Source organism: Paenibacillus sp. 7523-1 (genome assembly GCF_002276415.1).
Classification (GTDB): domain Bacteria; phylum Bacillota; class Bacilli; order Paenibacillales; family Paenibacillaceae; genus Paenibacillus; species Paenibacillus illinoisensis_A.
This window is the reverse complement of record NZ_NPBR01000004.1, coordinates 172,859-190,447: the sequence shown is the minus strand read 5'-3', so window position 1 is coordinate 190,447 and position 17,589 is coordinate 172,859. Positions and strand designations below refer to the sequence as shown.

Below are 17,589 nucleotides of genomic sequence, written 5' to 3'. Positions count from 1 at the left end.
CCTCTCTTTTCGAATTCAAACTTCCTTCCTATGATTAGGAAACCTTGCCGCTTTCCCACAGCGACTTGATTGCCGGCATAATCGCATCGTAAATTTCTTTGACACTTTTCTGGCCGGATAATGCCTGGTCAATAGACTTTTCGTATTCCGTGTTCATTTTCAAGTAAGCCGGAACATAATACGCTGGCCATTGGACAATGGCACCCTCGGTCGTAGCATAGCTAAGGATGGTTTCCTTTGCGCTGGCTGGCAGATCAGCAGTCCATTGATCAATTAAAGCTGGATCTGTATACCAGTCCGCCTGATTGGGTAGCCATGCTCCGCTTTTCAGCAAGTCTAAGCTGTTTTCTGGGTTAACCATATAGGCGTAGAATTTTTTTGCTTCCTCGATATGTTTGGAAGTGTTGTACACAACAAGTGGAGCTCCAGCATTCATGGTAACTGCTTTCTCCATTTTCGGGAGCACGCCTACACCAATATCCTCATTGCCTTTGATATTTGCTAAATCCCAGGATCCGCTCACAGCCATAGCATAACCTCCGCTTAACGCATCCACAGCGGAGCCTATTCCAGTACTCCAAGTGTAGCTAAAGGCAGAAGCAACTTTGTCTTTGATCACAAGATCAGCCAGTTTTTGAATACCTTCTGTCGTTTGTGGTGTATCCCATTGAAACTCTTTTCCATCCGGGGATACAATGCCTCCTCCATTGGCGTTCGCTGCCCAGAAATGGTGAAATTCACGACCTGCCGTAAAACCAAGACCATAGTTTTCAGTCAATGCAGCATCAAAACCAGCATCAGCGGCTGTCTTACCACTCGAATCCTTGGTTAGCTTCTTAGCATTGGCAACAAAGGTATCCCAATCCCAGGCTTCTTCAACCTTGGTAGGTGGATATGAAACGCCTGCCTCATCAAATTTCGATTTGCTATAGAACAGCAGTTCCATTTGGTTGGACAAGCCTACACCAATAACTTTCTGTTCAGGTGTATGGATAGTGATTGCAGGAAGTTTCTCCGGAATGGTTCCATCCGCAAGCAGGTCGGAAATGTCCTCTAAAATGCCCATCTCATTATACTTTTGAATGTCAGCTTCCCCCATGTAACTGATGTCCGGCAGTTCTCCGGATTGAAGCCTCGTCTGGATGAAGGTGTCAAATGTGCCGTCTGCCGGCAGCACCTGCGCATTAATTTTCACCCCGGTGTCCGCTGTATATTTTTCTGCAGCGGATTCCACCAGTTGCTTCTGTACATCATCCCCCCAATACAACAACTCAAGGGTGATGCCCCCAGCGGACGGATCCCCGTTGCCTGCTGCTGCATTTTTGGCATTACCGGAAGTGTCCGAATTGCCAGAACAACCTGCCAGCGTGGAGAAAGCCAGGGTTAATGCGAGAGACAGAACCAACTTGCGCTTACCGAACCTCATGTTTGTTTCCTCCTTTTTTCAATGCTATTTATTTCAAGTCAACGAATTTAATCGTTTAACTTAAAAACATGGTCTTGTTTCATATCCGGACCTTTATATGAATGCTGTTCGTTGACCAAAGCCTGTATATTTTCTGCTTTAGGAACGAATGGTACTGCCAAGTTTGTATACTGGTCATAGACAAGCGGAAAACTTGCCATTTTCCAGGCGAATGCTCTTTTGCAAAGTTCCTTGTGGAGCTCTGAACTCTAAGTCTTCTTCACGGAATACGTACCTGGACGGATACGCCGCATAACTTTTCACGGTCCAACCATCATGCTCTTCTGTGACGAATCCGTTGACACATTTTAAAGTGCCTTCTTCATCCCGATAGAGGTACGTCGTAGTTCCAAACCCCAGCAAATAAGCTACTAATTCTTCACCCATATCCCAGTCATCTCCCGATACATCGGAGAACAAAGCGGCAAACAGCGGATCGTCTGCTCCCACGAACACCGATTGTCCGAAACGATTACGCGACAACTCCGGCATGTTCAAGTTGGGTGCAGATACACTATACGTCGATGCGGCTTCACCTTGCTCCAGCCTGCGCGGGGTGGATTTTACATTCCAGTCATAGCAATGAAAGATTGCCATCGTAGAGCGGTAAGCTGCTTCCAGATATTCCGGATCACCGAGGTGTTCATATGCAACAAGTGCCGACGATGCCGCTAGTCCGCCCCATAAGGAATGAATCATTGGGGACAGTGCTTCCCACCATCGATCCGGATTTTGCAGCCTGTAGTCGTTGCTAAATCCGATATTCGCCAAAATAAGCTGACCATATTGTGAAGCCTCGTCGGTATGCCCAAGGAAACATAATGCTGTGCACGTTGGACCAAATCCGGCATTATCATAGAAGTGCTCAGTAACGGCCCCGCCATAGTGCCGAACACCAATTTCCATTTCTCGACCAAAGCGATCCCATAGCTGTTGTAGTTGATTATGTAATTCAGCATATCCCTTGTCTTTCAACGCTTGTAGCAGTTCACGTATGTAAAGGATAAACACACCATTTAGACGCGATTCATCCTTTTCTCGCTGACCGGAATGGCAATCTGGATCAAGTCGCAAACACATCACTTCGGCGGCCCATTTCAAATACTCGGAAGGAGAATGCAAATGAAGCAGCTCTTCATCCATTTGTGATAATAGATAAAAAACGTGCGCGATATAATCGAAATCGTAGATCCGATAAAAGTTACCGTACAAAGCTTGCGGCCGGGACAAATTACCTTCGATGAACCAGTGCATCTTCATATCCAGCACCGCAGCTGCTTCCGCCTTCGTAACCTGCTCGGGAACAGGCGAAGACATCCCATTTTTCATTAATAAGAATGCCAATTTCCCCAGTGACTCACCTTGGTTAGATAGCGGACGGAACGCATGGGGCCGATCCGCTGTCTCCCCGCCTTCATAGCTATTTAATGCCAGCCATTCAGCTCGCTTTTCAAGTAAGGTGTGAACGGGTTCAAGGACATTCCAAACCAGCATGTCACGACGTCCGTCCTTGAGTATCAACTCCAGTTTACGTTCTCCCGGCACGTCAGCGGGTAGGGTTACTATGAACTCCTGTTCAATGACGGGGTTGCTAATTTGATTAGAGCCCACGTCTAGTGACATAGACTTTTCTGAAGGAACCAGCAGTGTGGAGATATCCTGCTCTTCGATGCCATTCTGGTGTCCAGGCGCACTGTATAGCTTCAACGACCTTATTTCAAAATCCCTAGGCAACCGGACTGAGGCAGTGAATTGTCCTCCTTCAGGAACAACGGGTGTAAAGCTCCAGTGAGGATGTCCGAGGACCTTGCCTTGATGGTAGAAATCCGTCAAATTCTGGAATGACACAAATCCGAACTCCCAATTTTCCGATTGCCCAGGCGTTAACGTTAAAGAGTTGTAAGCGTCATCATATATCCAATCGGTAAGTACTAAATCTTTCATTGAGGTCCCATCCTCCACTAAAGAAAGTCTGTGGAATAACAAGCCGTCCAAAGATGGAGAAACCTGTTCTAGAAAGCGGTTACAATAACGGCAAAGAGAACCCAATGTGGATATATTCCCTCTGAGCGTGTAGATTCCCAGATGTGGCCCTTCGTTACTTCGTCGTACAGCAGCAAACTTGGCAAAGTTCCCACCGATGTGCGTAAATACGGCGCAGGATTCATGCATGTTACGATATACATCTTGCGTTCGGAACATAATGTAGGCGAGAGAAAACCACACATGCAACCCTTTAATTTTAACGCTCTTATCGGATTCATTGGTCAGTTTGATACCCCAGCGGAATTGATCGCCTTCCAGCAAATATGAAAACAAGATCTTGACCTGTACGTCTTTGAACTCAACAGTAACATGGTTCGTGCTATGTTTCGTAATATTTGGCTCAAACATCGAGCTTTGAACAAACCTATCATTCAACTGCATACTCCATTCGCCAAAGAGCTTATCCTCATCCTCTTGGAATCCAACCTCTTGCAAATAATGAGGATCTACGACCCAATTCATCTCATGCGGATCATCTTTCATCACCAAGGACTGAACGGTACCACGTTCACCAAGCTCGATCCTGAATTTTTCATTACTAAGAATGGTCACTCAGATCTCCCTTTCATCGATCAGAATTAAGTTAAACGTTTAAATTATTTTCCAAAAGAGAAACTTACATTCCTCTTTGGTATTGCGAAGCCTACCTGCGTTTGTTCTATGTATGGAAACTGGCATGATCTCCTTTTAAGCTTTTAAGCTTTTAAGCTTCCAGCATCCGAACGGAATCGCGCTCGATCAAGCGGCATTCCGGCATGGTTAGGTTTTGAACATCTTCTCCATTGATTAGGCGGTAAAGGGTTTCTATCGCTAAATATCCCATCTCATGAAGCGGTAATCCCATTGTTGTCAGACGTGGACTCAAGTAATCGCTGAATTCCCGATCATCAAAACCAACAACAGAAATATCTTCAGGAACGCTTAGCCCCTTTTCCTTCGCGGCCTGAAGAACCCCGACGCCCATAACATCGTTCATTGATAGGATCGCAGTCGGCGGATTGTCCATGTCGAGTAGCTCGTTAGCGTACCTATAACCCGAATCTCTTTCCCAATCTCCCATCTTTATTAAGGAAGGATCAAACGGCAATTCAAAATCGGTGACTGCTTTGTAATAACCGTTTAATCGGCGTCTTGAAGGGATTGAATCCATTAAGCCACTAATAATTGCGATGCGACTGTGCCCCATTTGTACCAAGTACGACATCGCTTCATAAGATGCCTGTTCATCATTATACTGAATTGAAATATCGTCTTGTGTGTAACCGTAGGTGTATATAATCGGTTTACCTTCAACATTGATTAGACCTGTCAAGTCGCGAGTGTGAACTCCGATGTAAATGATACCATCTACCTGTTTACCAAGCAGTTCAGATACAGCGCTGTCTGCATACTTACGGTAAGCTTCGACGTCTTGAAAATTACGGCCAATTCGTTTGTCGAGCCTAAGGTTAACCAGCAGGATATGAAGGTCGTGACGGTCTCCAAAGTCGTTAATACCGTCGATAATATCTGGAGCATTAAAAACAGTCACATCCTCCGTAATAACACCAATGGTGTTGGTACGGTTACGTTTAAGGCTTTTAGCAATCTCGTTCGGTTTGTAATTCAATGCTTCGATGGCCTCCTGGACCCTTCTGCGCGTTTCGGGACGGACATTGCGAGTGTCGTTAAGTACATAGGAGACTGTAGCAATAGAAACATTAGCCCTAAGTGCGATGTCCTTTATGCTGGTTTTTCTCATAGGTCTCTCCTGTCTAAGCATACGAACCATCGTTCATTAGCTGTTTAAACGTTTAGATAAAATATGATAGTTGAATCTTACCTTACAATTGCTGATTAAGCAATTGTTTTTTTGGATTTTACTTCCACATTATTTTGCGACACTAGCTTGACTATACCATGAATAATAATCTTATATTGGCTTTAAAGTTTTAAACATACTGAGCATAACAGAACTTATTATTGTTTATTAATAAACATTAAAAAGGATTCAGATTATTTTCTGTGTTCTTAGGTGCTACTGAGTATCTATCGAAAAGTAACTGCAGCGTCTTTGAAAATAATGCCGCCCTCCGATCGACCAATATCCTGTTAATGAACGTTCTGGGTCATTAAACAATGCATATGGATGGAGCGTAACTTGGGTACAAATTGAGGCTTGAAAAACGTCCTCTAAATTCCCTTTGCGTGACATGCTCTGGGCAATCGCTTGTGTAGAGCTTCAACGGACCCCTCAGTAGCTTATAGGGTAAGGACTAAGCTTTATCTCAAAAGCTTTTAAACCGTGATATTCGTATTGCTTGCTCCACATACGCAGAACTTCATGATTCATTCCTAAGGATTTCGCAATGCACTTGTCCCTTCCTGAAAAAAATTGATGAATAGCCTCTATCTTCAAGTCTAAATTTAATTTTGACAAAAAAACTGCACCTCCAATAGTTAGATGGTGTCTAACCATTGGGGTGCAGTTCAGATGTCGGCTGCCTTATTGTTTTATTGAACGATGTTTCCCTTTATCTATTAACACGCTACTTGGAGGTGAGAATGTTAAAGTTACTCCTCAGTTCCAATTTACCATCCAATAGCCGCACCATCACAGCGGGGGTCTGTGCCCCCGAGCAGGAACCCATTGTCATCGATCATAATGGCATGCGCATGTCCCATGACTCTAGCAAAATCTTCAACTGTGTGTACCTCGTGTCCGGCTAACCTTAAACGCTGCTGTACTTCTGCCTCGATTCGGCCCTCCACTCTCAATTCTTGTGTTGCCTCTCCCCATGTTCTTCCCCACACCCAGCGGGGTTCACGCACAGCGGTCTGGGGAGTCATACCATAATCCACCATGCGGGTCAGCAGCGCGGTCTGTGTCTGGGGCTGACCTTCTCCTCCCTGGGTACCGTACAAAATATACGGCTTCCCATCACGGCAAGCCATTGCCGGCATCAGCGTATGAAAGGTTCTTTTGTCCGGTTCCAGCCTGTTCACATGCGACGGATCAAGGGAGAAGAATGAGCCTCGGTTCTGCAGCAATATACCGGTGTCTCCCCCAACCACAGCCGAACCGAACTCAAAATAGAGACTTTGGATAAATGACACAGCATTCCCCTCGCTGTCTACTACCGCCGCATATGCCGTATCATGGCCTACCGGCTGGGTATCCATCGGGAGAGCTCGCTCCATATCGATGCAGTCCGCCAACTTCGCAGCATAGGATTTGGAGAGCAGCCGGTCTAGGGGAATGGAAGAAAAATGTGGGTCTGTCAAATAACGATCGCGGTCGCGGAAGCTCAGCTTCAGCGCCTCCACAAGCAGGTGATAGTACTCATAGGAACCATGCTCTATACTCTCCAAATCAAACTGTTCAAGAATTTGAAGGGCCATTATACCGGTAAAGCCCTGTGAATTCGGCGGGACCTGATAAAGATCAAGCCCTCGGTAACTCCCTTTGATCGGCTCCACCCATTCACCTCTGTGTCTCGCAAAGTCCTCCAGTGTCAGTAGACCTCCCTGCTCCTTAAGTGAGCGAACAATCTCCTGACCAACACTGCCTGAATAAAATACATCTCGACCCTGATCCGCAACCTGGAGCAGGCTGCGTCCCAAAGCAGACTGCACAAAGCGGCTGCCTTGCTCCGGGACTTTGCCTCCAGGCAGATAGATGGCGGCAGTCTGTGGATAAGCTGCCAGCACATCGAAACGCTCAGCCGTATTGACATGCTGGTCCGGCGACAGCGGGAAGCCTTCCAGCGCATAACGGATCGCGGGCTCAAGAACTTCTGCCAGCGTCTTCGAGCCATATTCCTGTAATATGGCATCCCAGCCGTCCACCATCCCCGGCACGGTAATGACGCTCCGGGGTCCCCGCTGCGGGATGGCTGATTCGCCGGCAAAGCAGGCCGCGGAAATCCGACTGCCCGAACGTCCACTCGCGTTATATGCCCTGACTGATCTCTCTTCTGTGCTATAGGTTAACCAGAAGGAATCACCTCCCAGTCCCGTCATATGGGGGTATACGACGGCAAGACAGGCGCTCACTGCCACGGCGGCGTCAAAGGCGTTACCTCCCTGCTGCAAAATACGCGATCCTGCCGCGCTGGCCAAAGAATGAGGGCTGACTACCATCGTCTGTGTGCCTGTGACTTGTGGAACCATCTTGCCACCTTCTTTCTCTTCTATGTTCAACTGAGGGTAATTCCTGTTTGTTGCTAATCATGTTACCCATTCAGACGCGAATGACTGAGCTGTATGCAAAGCAGACTGCCATCTGCCGGAGGCATACACCCAGCGACTCATTTTTGTACCTGATAACAGCTGCGTGACATCCGAAGCATCCGTGACTACAAAGTTGCAGTCATGCCCTTCTTCTATTCCATACTTGTTGCAGCCCGTGATTACAGCAGGTATATCCGTGATCATCCGCAGCAGCTGTACGAAATCCCGTTCACTGCCCATATGGGCAGCATATGATGTGATTTGGGCGATCTGTATCAGATCCCCGCGGCCGAACGGATGGAACGGGTCTTGAATATTGTCGGAGGCCGCAGCAAGCGGAATGCCTTCTGCAAGCAGCTCGCGAATGCGTGTTGTGCCCCGTCTTACCAGGCCGCGATCTTCCCGTCCCTGAAGATACAGGTTCACCGCAGGCAGCGTTACCGCGTTCAGACCAGCTTCCTTCATCTTCGCCATCACATGCTGTGCATCTTTTTCCGTCATTGCAGACAATGAGCACAGATGATCTGCCGCCACTCTGCCCTGATAACCGTAGCGAATCGTATGCTCTGCGATGCTCAGCACGGTTTTTTTTCCGGGATTATCACTTTCATCTGCATGCAGATCAATGGGTACACCAAAACGTTCTGCTAACCGAAAAATCCTGCCAATCTCTCTTTCAGGGTCGTCTGCCAGATGAGGGGCTCCACCCAGTACATCAATTCCCATCCGCAGTGCTTCCTCGATCCCCTCATCCGCAGCTTCTTGATTGCCGCGGAACGGAACCATGAGCGCGTATTGAATAGCCATACGGCCCTTCAACTTCTCCCGTACTTCCAAGGCTGCCTCAATTGTCCGAAAGGCCACCTCTCTCCCCAAATGAATAGGGAAGTCGAGGTGGCTCCTTATGGTCGTGGTCCCATAGCTTAGTGCCATTCTGGCTGCAGTCAGCATGCGTTCCGCTAGCTGCTCCTTGCTGAATGTCTGTACAGCATGGCTGTAATTAAGAATGGCTTCATGAAGCGTGCCGGATCGGTTCGACACCTGCTCAAGCGAGAAGGCCTTATCCAGATGCATATGACAGTCAACCAGGCCAGGAAGCATCATGCCGCCCTGCAGATCGATGCAATCCGCGTCTGCGAGCCGTTTCAGATCCGATCCGGCCTGATGCGGGACCATCAGTCGGGAAGAAGCACTTTCCCGTGCATCAAGGAAACAATCTTGCCGACGGATACTAACCCATTTTCCAACCTCCGCCTTTAGTTCATAAAGACCAAGGTCTTCCCGGTGCGGAAGGCGTACATTAATGAAACGCAGCCCTGCACTCATTGTGCGGTAGCCAGCGCCTGAAGCACGGCCAGATCCTCCTCGTCAAGCTCGGTGGCCGGACCCGCTTTGATCATATCGGAGAACATTTCGTCCGGTACCATGGTCGTCAGACAATACAGACGTGTGCTGCCCGTGTTAATAATATCGTGATGGTTGCCCGGTGGAATAATAATGAATGAGCCTTGGCGGATTGGAGTCTCATACTCGTTGCCAACTTTGGCTAGCCCCTCCCCTTTTAACACATAAAAATATTCATAAGCTTCCCGGTGTTCATTCGATGGAGTTCTGCCTCCAACCTCGAAGATCTCCACAAATGAAGTGAAAGGAACCTGCTCCCTATCGCACAGCAGGATGAACTTATTCGTATCCTGTGCGGAAATTTTGTGGACGGGACAATTCTCAAAGTTACCAGCAACCAGACCAGGAATGTTCACCATATACATTCAACCTCACTTTGATTGATTTTACTTTATGCTTCGCTTTTTATCTTTTTACCGGCAGCCTCAAACAGGATATGTCCTGTTCTGTACTGCGAACAGCCGTGGTGGCAATCTTCAACCCACCTGTTCCCGTGCAGTTCATCTCGTCCCTAACACCGTTTGGATGCCGGGCGAATAACGGGAAGGCACTGCCTGTCAACTCAAGCCGGACATACGAGCCAGCCGGAAGGGTTGCCGCCAAGGGACGCAGCCGGATCTGCGCTGTTCTCCATTCATTGGAAGCATCTTCTCCTTCACTGCAGATTTCCGTGCGACCCACACTCAGTAGACGGGCCGTCCCTTTCTCGGATACGGTGGTGAGGATGGCTACCAGATCCGTCGGACCTCCCAATGTTTGGTACTGCACGGATAACTCCGGGGACCCAAAAATCGGGATATCCTCTGCAAGCGGCCCTCCCGTATATACCAGAATCTCTTGCCGTTCCTGAATGGAAGCTCGGTCGGACGGCAGGTAAGAGTCCAGACGCATCGGCAGACGTGAGTCGTACACGAACACGTCCGGCACAGCCTCCTCCACATCTTCCTTACGCTTTTCGAGTCTCCCCCCTCCTGCCGCACCATTCGCCGGGGTCTGTGACCCCGACAGATAAAACCATTCGGACGGAGAGGCCCCATCCTCAAATTGCGAAGGCAGCTGTTCCGCTGTATGCCATTCATGGCTCAATTGGTCAAAATATCGGATCGGCAGTTCACCAGACAGTTCCATGTCTTCCTTGCCCTTCAGCCAATAATCAAACCAGCGCAGCTGCTCCTGATGATGACCACCATCCGCCTGCTCGCCATGATCGATTCCGCCCGCTCTGCGCCCCCATGGAATATGGGCCCACGGGCCGACAATGAGCCGATGAAAGCAATCCGGCGTGGCCGTAGCTTGCAGAGCTTCGAACGACTGTAACGTGCCCATGAGGAAACCGTCATACCATCCCCCAATATGAAGCGCCGGCACGGGTTCCTTTACGATATCGTTGATCCAGTTCATCTGCTCCCAGTACTCATCGTACGCTTGATGATCGATCCAATCATAAAATGAGGGAAAGTATTGCTCCAGAATTGGATGTCTTTCATCCAATGGCATTTTCCAAAGCATCTCATCGGGGCTGCGCATGAGTCGTGAGCATTGCTCTGCCGTTTCGAAGTCACCCGCTCTTTGTGCCGTGTCACGAGCCAGTTGGAAAGCCCACGGCAAATGATTGCCAAGTGCGAAGGAGCCATGCGGATAAAATAAGCCATGATACATGTCTGCCGGACACATGCTCGGTGCAATCGCCTTGAGCGCAGGGGGGTGAAGGGAAGCTGCTGCCCATTGTGTTAGGCCTTGATAAGAGAAACCGTACATGCCTACGTTCCCGGTCGAGCCGGATAGACCGGCTGCCCATTCGATGGTATCAAATCCGTCCTCTGCTTCTTGAACAAACGGATTAAATTCGCCTTCCGACTCTCCCCGCCCCCTGACATCCTGGATTACCACGATATATCCCTTACTTGCATACCAGACGGGGTGGGCATGCGTAACGGTAGAAGCAATTGACCGTCCGTAGGGCTGGCGCATTAGCAGCACAGGATATTCTCCCGTCTCGTCCGGCAGGTATATATCTGAATACAACGTTATGCCGTCGCGCATCGTGCAAGGGACCTTTCGCCGGATGACCACATTTCCAAATTTCATGCAACTCGCTCCTTTGCTGTAGATACGGATTGACTATTAAAATCCGCATGGCACGTTAACTGCTGCAGGCTGCGCCATTCTTCCGTCACTCGTTGATCAGATACCGCTAACTGCCGAACGCTTTAATTTCTCCTGATTCAAAATTCCCTTCGGGTCATTGCGATGTTTGATTTCCCACAAACGATCATGGGCGTATGATCGTCCGCCTTCCTTCAAATCCCATGTATGCGGATTGTTGACTATAACGCGGTTTTTCTCGTAACATTCCATCAGCTGATTCAGTTTTTCCTCTGTTGTGAAGGGAACCAGCGGCAGGCCGGAGATCAGCAAATTCCCGTTTTGCCGGGCAAACTCGATATGATTCATCACTTCCGGATATTCCTTTTTCATTGATGAGATTTGCTCAAGGGCAAAAGATGAATCAAAATTCAACTGTAGGTAGGTCAAGCCAGGATCCGCCTTGCGCGCCCACAATGTTGTATGATTCCATGTAAAATCGGAGACACCTACACCTTTGTGATACTGTTCGGCAGAGACCTTCATAGCCAAGTGACCTCCATACTCCGATAGGATACGTTCAAGTTGGGATTCGTTGGCCGTATCCACTTCCAACAATGCGACAGCATGGTCAGCAGGGAGATCAAGCGGAAGAAAATAGGATGGTACCGGCCATTCATGGATGGAGATTAGCCTTTTCACCAAGGAAGTGTCCTCAGCTACCGACTGCCCGAAGCGAAAAGCCTGTTCAAAACGGTCAAAGGTCACTGCCCATTGCATCCATTCCACTCGGGGAGCCAGATTGATTTCCACTTCGGACAAAATGCCGATTGTACCGTAAGTATGCAGGTAAGGCAGCACTTCGTCTCCCTGGAGCTCAATGGTACGGGGATGAACCTCAACGGTCTTGATTTTTAGAGAACGTACCAACCCATCCCAGATCGTCCCCCAGCTGATCGAACCGATGCCGCCAAAACCGCCGCATAAAAAACCGCCAATCGTCGCTGATTGAAAGGTGGAAGGCATCGTACGCAGCTCGTAACCTGCCTTGCGGGCAGTGGATTCCATTTTGCCGAGTCTGGCCCCGGCCTGGATCCGCATCGTGCCTTCTCCCATTTCGAGCACCTTGTTGTATTTGGCCAGATTCAGGACGATTCCGCCTGTGACCGGAACGCATTGGCCATAGTTGCCGGTGCCGTTCCCCCTAATGGTCAGCGGAACTCCGAGCTCTGCTGCTATGGAGAGCAGATCGTCAAGTTCTTCCTCGGTGCGCGGACTGGCGATGCACTCGGCGACCTTACCCTGCAGCTGACTGGCCAGCACAGGAGAGAAGTGATGATAATCCATCGAATATTTGGCAAGGGCTGCCTCCTCCCACTGCAGCAATTCCGGATCCATGCGTTCTTTCAATACGGCTATCCAATGTTCATTCATTCGGTTCCCCTCCCGTATGTTGTAAAACTGATTTCCTAAAGGTATCTCTTAGGAACTCGGCAAGAACTCATCCGTAAATACTTTGCTGACATCAGGCTCCTCTTTCAAGGCCCCAATCTCCTTTAGCTGCTTTCCGAGCTCCGTCCAGCGTTCCTCTGTCATGTAGCCAACACCATGTGTCGCCGCATCACCTTCATATACAAACGGGATAAGCGCTTCTGCGGCATAGTTCAGCTTTTCTTTCGTAAAATCAGGGTTTTCCTTTAAAATGACGTCATTCACGGTATCATAATTGGTCTTGTAATAATCCCAGCCCTTCATCGAAGCCTCGACATAACCACGCACAATATCAGGATGATCCTGGATATACTGCTCCGTGGTGAACAGCACATTGGAATACGGGTTATAACCGGCATCCGCCAGTAGCAGGAAATCAATGTCTACATTCTGCTGCTTCATCTCGTACGGCTCACTGGTTACATATCCCTGAATGGCAACCGTTTCATCGGCTACAAAAGGAGCCAAAGAACCGGTATAAGCCAATTCCTTCACGTTACCCAATTGGTATTTACTCTTCACAAAATCCCAAAACACCGAGCCTGTCCCCACGTATACGGAGCGGTTGTTCAAATCGGCCAGGGAGGACATGTTCTGATTGGCATGAACCATAAGTCCCTGCGGGCTTTTCTGGAATATCGTTGCAATCGCTACAAGAGGGATTCCTTCTTCACGAGCGACCAGCAATTGATCCGCTGTAGCAAGTCCGAACTGCGCCTTGCCTGAAGCCACGATCTGTGTTGGAGACACCTGCGGCCCACCTGCCTGGATGGTCATATCGAGACCAGCCTCATTGTAATATCCTTGTTCCTTTGCCGCATACAGACCCCCGTGCTCTGCTTGTGCAAACCAGTTCGTCACCTGTGTAATTGCCGTGAGTTCCTCGCTTCCCCCCGTAGCAGAGGCATTCTCAGCCGTTGGCTGATTCCCGCAAGCCGCCAGCAATGTGGATAAGGAAAATATTGCTGCGAGTAAAACTACAGTTCCCTTTTGTCTGTACTTGTTCATCTCATTACCACTCCCCAAGGAAAATTACTGATGATTTATACGACTTCCCCTACCGGATTTCGAAGCGTCATAAAGCCACTGATTCTACACTCGGCGACATCTCCTTGCTGAATCCGGACGGACCCGGGTGTGCCTGTCATGATCACATCTCCCGGATAGAGAGTCATCATCTGTGAAAAATACGAGACAATGAACCATGGATGATACATCATGTGAGACACCGTATTGCTATGAATAACCTCATCATTCAACACAGTTTCAACGACGAGGCTCTGCAGATCACTTATTTCATCAGATGTTATTAGTTGTGGTCCAAGACTGAAAAATGTATCGAATACCTTGGATCGCTGCAGGAATCTGGGGTTCCGTGCGTGAATGTCCTGGTTAGTCATATCCAGCGTTGCGGCAAAACCTGCAATGACCTCCTCCGCACGTTCTTCCGGCACATTTTTGCAGGTTCGGCCGATGATAATGCCAAGCTCTGCTTCTGATGTCACATTCACATCCTGAGCCGTCAGCTGGATATACTCTTCCGGCCCGATCAGGCTTGAGTCCGGCTTCATGAAGCAGACTGGCTCACGCTCTGGAGGAGTAGATGCGAGATCGATCGCTTTTTGCACATAATTCATGCCAATTCCCCATATTTTACGAGGGTGGCGGAAGAGAGGAGCAGATATAGCTCCCTCTGAAGGTATGAAAGGGATTGATGAAACTGCTCTATCCCCGTGCTTCTGATACCACTGGACAAGCTCCTCTAGCTGGCCTTGCTGCAAGATCTCCATAACCGAGGTGCCCCATGTGCTTCCTTCCGCCTTGTTGATCTCCTCCAGAAGAATGAATCGTTCCCCATGTTCAATCGCGGCCTGTTCACCATCGCCGTGTTTCAGACTGACGAGCTTCACGGGGTGCTTCCTGCTGGCTGCTGAACCGGCTCAGTCCCGCGGACATCGGTGATTTCAAAATCACACAGTTCCTCCAGCGCCTCTGACAAAATCGTTGAGATTCGTTCCTGAATAATGCTGCCTTTCTCCGGCGTGGCCGTTGTAGCATCACCGGCAATGCCGGTAGCAGAGATATCAGCCATCTTCCAGGCGAAACGGATTTTTCCTTCTAATGTAAGAAAGCGGTATGAGGACATATCAGGAAGCTCCTTGACAAGGAACTCCTCCTTCACCCAGTCCGGTTTGATGGACATTACGAGAGAAGTCTCATAATCACCACCATGAATACCGAATTCCAGTTCCTCGGAAGCGAGGAGATCTTCCGCCACATTCAGACTGCTGGGACTGAGATAGAAAACCATCATCCCCGTTCTGATCCGTATTTCTCGTGATACTGTATTTAGCAAATCCACGTTGCCGCCATGGGTATTAAACAACAACAGCTTGCGAAAACCACTGGCCTTCAGACTTTCTGCAATGTCCAGCATGATGGCATGCAGTGTGCTCGCCGATAAGGAAATGGTGCCAGGAAGCCCGATATGTTCATTGCTTTTGCCGTACGAGATCGGAGGCAGCAGCCAGATCTCCTTATCCGCCCGCACCCGCTCCAGCGTTTGTGATAATGTCGCTTCCCCAATCAAAGTGTCCGTATATATGGGCAGATGAGGGCCATGCTGCTCCACAGCTCCGACTGGGAGAATAACCAGTGCCTTATCCTTCGGCAGTTCTTTGACCTGTTTGCTTGTCAGACGGGGCAAAAATCGTTCCTCCCACGCTGTTCCTTCATATCGTTGAAACATAACTGACACCCTTTCTCCTGCGGCTTTAATGTTTTTACGCGTAGCTTCATGTCCATATATCGAATGATGCTCTTATCCTTTTACTTCTGAATTTACTGCTGAAAGAAAGGATGTGGCCCATTCCAGCAGACGTTGATCCTGTCCCGGACCGACAATGATCGAAATACCGACCGGGCAGCCCAGTACCTCCGCAGCCGGAATCGTAAGCTGCGGCAGACCCGACAAGCCGGAAATGCAGGTTAAACGCATCGTTTTCACTCTTCGTTCTTCAATTAAAGGCCCGCCCAAGCCCAGCTTCGGGGCCGCTCCAGTCGTCGTCGGAATCACAAGCACCGTATCCGTTCTGAGCAGGTCAGCCATGTGCTTGCACACCTCAACCCGGCGTTTGGCGGCCTTCTCCTGATCGGCAAGTTCAACAGTGCCTGCCCAGGAGAATCGCCCGGCCGTATCTGGTCCGAAGGTCGGCTGCTCACGTTCAATCCACCCCCCGTGCTCCTGCCATATTTCATAGCCCTGGATCGTCCTGAACATGGTCATCCATTCAGGTAGACCCTGCGGAGCGATGCGAACCGTTTCATGGTTCGCAACCATGCCGCAAAGCAACTTCAGGTAAGGGGTAAGTGCCTCTTTGCTCTCCGTATCAGCAAGCTCCCACGCATCCTCACCGATGAGCACCCTGCTGAAGTCTGTACCCGAGTCTGTCTGCGGCAAAAGCACTTCTCCTACCCGGCACAGCGTCTCGAGATCACGTGCCATCCAGCCGACGGTGTCGAAGCTGGGAGCGAGTGGGATAACACCTTTCTCGGAGACAATGCCATGCGATGGACGCATTCCATAAATTCCACAGTACGAAGATGGAACACGGACCGATCCTCCCGTATCCGTTCCAAGGGAGAAGTCAGCAAGCCCAGCGGCGACAGCAACCGCCGAGCCGCTAGATGAACCGCCAGGGATACGATCGGGTGCCCTTGGATTCACTGGTGTTCCATAATGAACATTTTCACCATTCAAGCTGAACATCAGCTCATCCGTATGCGTCATCCCCGTTAGCCTAGCTCCTTGCTGCAATAGCAGGTTGAGCGTTTCCGCGTGTTCCGTTGCTGGCCCGTGCGTCTGGAGCCAACGTGGATTACCCGCGCCATTTGTATTGCCACGGACGGCAAATACATCCTTGACCATAAAGCTGAGTCCGTTCAGCCTACCCTGTCCTGTCGGTTCAACGATCACCTGGTTGACAATGGCGTTCCATTGGTCCTTCATTGGTTCATCCCATCCTTCCGCTCAGCCTTCTAACGATGCCAGCTCTTCCGAGGTGTTTCTTTCTATAGGAGTCGCTGCCCCGCTAAGCTCTTGTACCAACCAGGTGGAATCCGTAACGAAGCCATAACATTGCTTGATATTGTACAATGTCGCTTCTATGCAGAAATCCGGGGAGCTTGTTGCCGAGCAATCCTCCAGAAGTATGCCGTCATATCCGAGACAAGCCGCGTCCTGCAGTGTATGCATGACACACTGATCGAGATTTACCCCGGCAAACAACACCGTTTGAATATTGAGATTGCGTAGAATACTGTCCAGTGGTGTATCCCAAAACCCGCTCATGCGATATTTATCCACATAGATATCATCGGGGGACGAATCCAGACCATCGACAATTGCCGTTCCCCAACTGCCTTTCTCCAGCACCTTGGAGCCGTTCCCCGGCAGCGGGTCCCCGATGCCGTTGCCCCGACCATCCGAATTGTACACATGGAGCACGGATGGCGGCACGTTCATTCGGTCTTCCCGGTTGCCCCAGTTCACCCAAATAACAGGCACTCCCGCTTTGCGCAGCTCGGGCATCAGTCGGTTCAGTCGGCGGACCGGGTTAAGGAGCGGAGAGGTATCGACCCCAATGGAATCCAGCCATCCACCCGGTGTACAGAAATCATTCTGCATATCGATGACAATAACTGCCGTATGCTCGAGATCAAATATGACTTCCTGCGGCTGTGCAGGGAGGGTTACTGACTTGCCGTACTTTTGCGTTCGCCTCAGATCCACCAGCGTTTCGGACACTTGCCAATAGCTCTTTCGATTTCCAAGTTTGAACATATTAAGTCCCCTCATTTTTTCTGAAATTTCTGATTTGAAGCTT

The 17,589-nt window shown here is 49.5% G+C and carries 13 protein-coding genes; all 13 read right to left on the bottom strand.

Annotated features, from left to right (window positions below; translation table 11 throughout):
• Nucleotides 1–34 precede the first annotated feature (34 nt).
• The 13 genes from CHH60_RS02800 to CHH60_RS02735 all read right to left on the bottom strand — a co-directional run bounded on the left by CHH60_RS02800 (nt 35) and on the right by CHH60_RS02735 (nt 17,546).
• A complete protein-coding gene (locus CHH60_RS02800) occupies nt 35–1,426 on the bottom strand; it encodes an extracellular solute-binding protein (RefSeq protein ID WP_095357807.1) in 1,392 nt (463 codons plus the stop codon).
• A gap of 174 nt (nt 1,427–1,600) precedes the next feature.
• Nucleotides 1,601–4,063 carry a hypothetical protein gene (locus CHH60_RS02795; RefSeq protein ID WP_095357806.1) on the bottom strand — a complete coding sequence of 821 codons (2,463 nt, stop codon included), beginning with the start codon at nt 4,061–4,063 and terminating at the stop codon, nt 1,601–1,603.
• A gap of 151 nt (nt 4,064–4,214) precedes the next feature.
• Nucleotides 4,215–5,252, bottom strand: coding sequence for a LacI family DNA-binding transcriptional regulator (locus CHH60_RS02790; RefSeq protein ID WP_095357805.1), 1,038 nt, complete (start codon nt 5,250–5,252; stop codon nt 4,215–4,217).
• 830 nt (nt 5,253–6,082) lie between these two features.
• Nucleotides 6,083–7,663 (bottom strand): gamma-glutamyltransferase, encoded by a 1,581-nt coding sequence (gene ggt / locus CHH60_RS02780; protein ID WP_095357803.1) that lies wholly within the window; start codon nt 7,661–7,663, stop codon nt 6,083–6,085.
• Between the two features lie 57 nt (nt 7,664–7,720).
• Nucleotides 7,721–9,049 (bottom strand): amidohydrolase family protein, encoded by a 1,329-nt coding sequence (locus CHH60_RS02775; RefSeq protein ID WP_095357802.1) that lies wholly within the window; start codon nt 9,047–9,049, stop codon nt 7,721–7,723.
• On the bottom strand, nt 9,046–9,486 hold the full coding sequence (locus CHH60_RS02770) for a cupin domain-containing protein (protein ID WP_090898515.1): 441 nt from the start codon (nt 9,484–9,486) through the stop codon (nt 9,046–9,048). Before CHH60_RS02770 ends, CHH60_RS02775 begins: the two co-directional genes overlap by 4 nt.
• Nucleotides 9,487–9,532: 46 nt before the next feature.
• Complete coding sequence (locus tag CHH60_RS02765; RefSeq protein ID WP_095357801.1) at nt 9,533–11,215, bottom strand: CocE/NonD family hydrolase; 1,683 nt, start codon at nt 11,213–11,215, stop codon at nt 9,533–9,535.
• A 96-nt stretch (nt 11,216–11,311) separates the two neighbouring features.
• Nucleotides 11,312–12,646 (bottom strand): FAD-binding oxidoreductase, encoded by a 1,335-nt coding sequence (locus tag CHH60_RS02760; RefSeq protein WP_095357800.1) that lies wholly within the window; start codon nt 12,644–12,646, stop codon nt 11,312–11,314.
• 48 nt (nt 12,647–12,694) lie between these two features.
• A complete protein-coding gene (locus tag CHH60_RS02755; RefSeq protein WP_095357799.1) occupies nt 12,695–13,711 on the bottom strand; it encodes an ABC transporter substrate-binding protein in 1,017 nt (338 codons plus the stop codon).
• A gap of 35 nt (nt 13,712–13,746) precedes the next feature.
• Entirely contained in the window at nt 13,747–14,613 is an 867-nt protein-coding gene (locus CHH60_RS02750; protein ID WP_095357798.1) for a fumarylacetoacetate hydrolase family protein, read from the bottom strand.
• Nucleotides 14,610–15,452, bottom strand: a complete 843-nt coding sequence (locus CHH60_RS02745) for a creatininase family protein (RefSeq protein ID WP_095357797.1) — start codon at nt 15,450–15,452, stop codon at nt 14,610–14,612. The genes CHH60_RS02750 and CHH60_RS02745 overlap by 4 nt, the downstream gene beginning before the upstream one ends.
• Nucleotides 15,453–15,524: 72 nt before the next feature.
• Nucleotides 15,525–16,712 (bottom strand): amidase, encoded by a 1,188-nt coding sequence (locus CHH60_RS02740; RefSeq protein ID WP_095357796.1) that lies wholly within the window; start codon nt 16,710–16,712, stop codon nt 15,525–15,527.
• A 21-nt stretch (nt 16,713–16,733) separates the two neighbouring features.
• Nucleotides 16,734–17,546: a cysteine hydrolase family protein gene (locus tag CHH60_RS02735; RefSeq protein ID WP_095357795.1), complete on the bottom strand. Its 813-nt coding sequence runs from the start codon at nt 17,544–17,546 to the stop codon at nt 16,734–16,736.
• Nucleotides 17,547–17,589: the final 43 nt, after the last annotated feature.

What these genes read in the sequence shown, in the direction of transcription:
- CHH60_RS02800 (WP_095357807.1), bottom strand. Translation starts at nt 1,426, where the DNA reads ATGAGGTTCGGTAAGCGCAAGTTGGTTCTGTCTCTCGCATTAACCCTG.
- CHH60_RS02790 (WP_095357805.1), bottom strand. Translation starts at nt 5,252, where the DNA reads ATGAGAAAAACCAGCATAAAGGACATCGCACTTAGGGCTAATGTTTCT.
- ggt (WP_095357803.1), bottom strand. Translation starts at nt 7,663, where the DNA reads ATGGTTCCACAAGTCACAGGCACACAGACGATGGTAGTCAGCCCTCAT.
- CHH60_RS02775 (WP_095357802.1), bottom strand. Translation starts at nt 9,049, where the DNA reads ATGAGTGCAGGGCTGCGTTTCATTAATGTACGCCTTCCGCACCGGGAA.
- CHH60_RS02770 (WP_090898515.1), bottom strand. Translation starts at nt 9,486, where the DNA reads ATGGTGAACATTCCTGGTCTGGTTGCTGGTAACTTTGAGAATTGTCCC.
- CHH60_RS02765 (WP_095357801.1), bottom strand. Translation starts at nt 11,215, where the DNA reads ATGAAATTTGGAAATGTGGTCATCCGGCGAAAGGTCCCTTGCACGATG.
- CHH60_RS02760 (WP_095357800.1), bottom strand. Translation starts at nt 12,646, where the DNA reads ATGAATGAACATTGGATAGCCGTATTGAAAGAACGCATGGATCCGGAA.
- CHH60_RS02755 (WP_095357799.1), bottom strand. Translation starts at nt 13,711, where the DNA reads ATGAACAAGTACAGACAAAAGGGAACTGTAGTTTTACTCGCAGCAATA.
- CHH60_RS02745 (WP_095357797.1), bottom strand. Translation starts at nt 15,452, where the DNA reads ATGTTTCAACGATATGAAGGAACAGCGTGGGAGGAACGATTTTTGCCC.
- CHH60_RS02740 (WP_095357796.1), bottom strand. Translation starts at nt 16,712, where the DNA reads ATGAAGGACCAATGGAACGCCATTGTCAACCAGGTGATCGTTGAACCG.
- CHH60_RS02735 (WP_095357795.1), bottom strand. Translation starts at nt 17,546, where the DNA reads ATGTTCAAACTTGGAAATCGAAAGAGCTATTGGCAAGTGTCCGAAACG.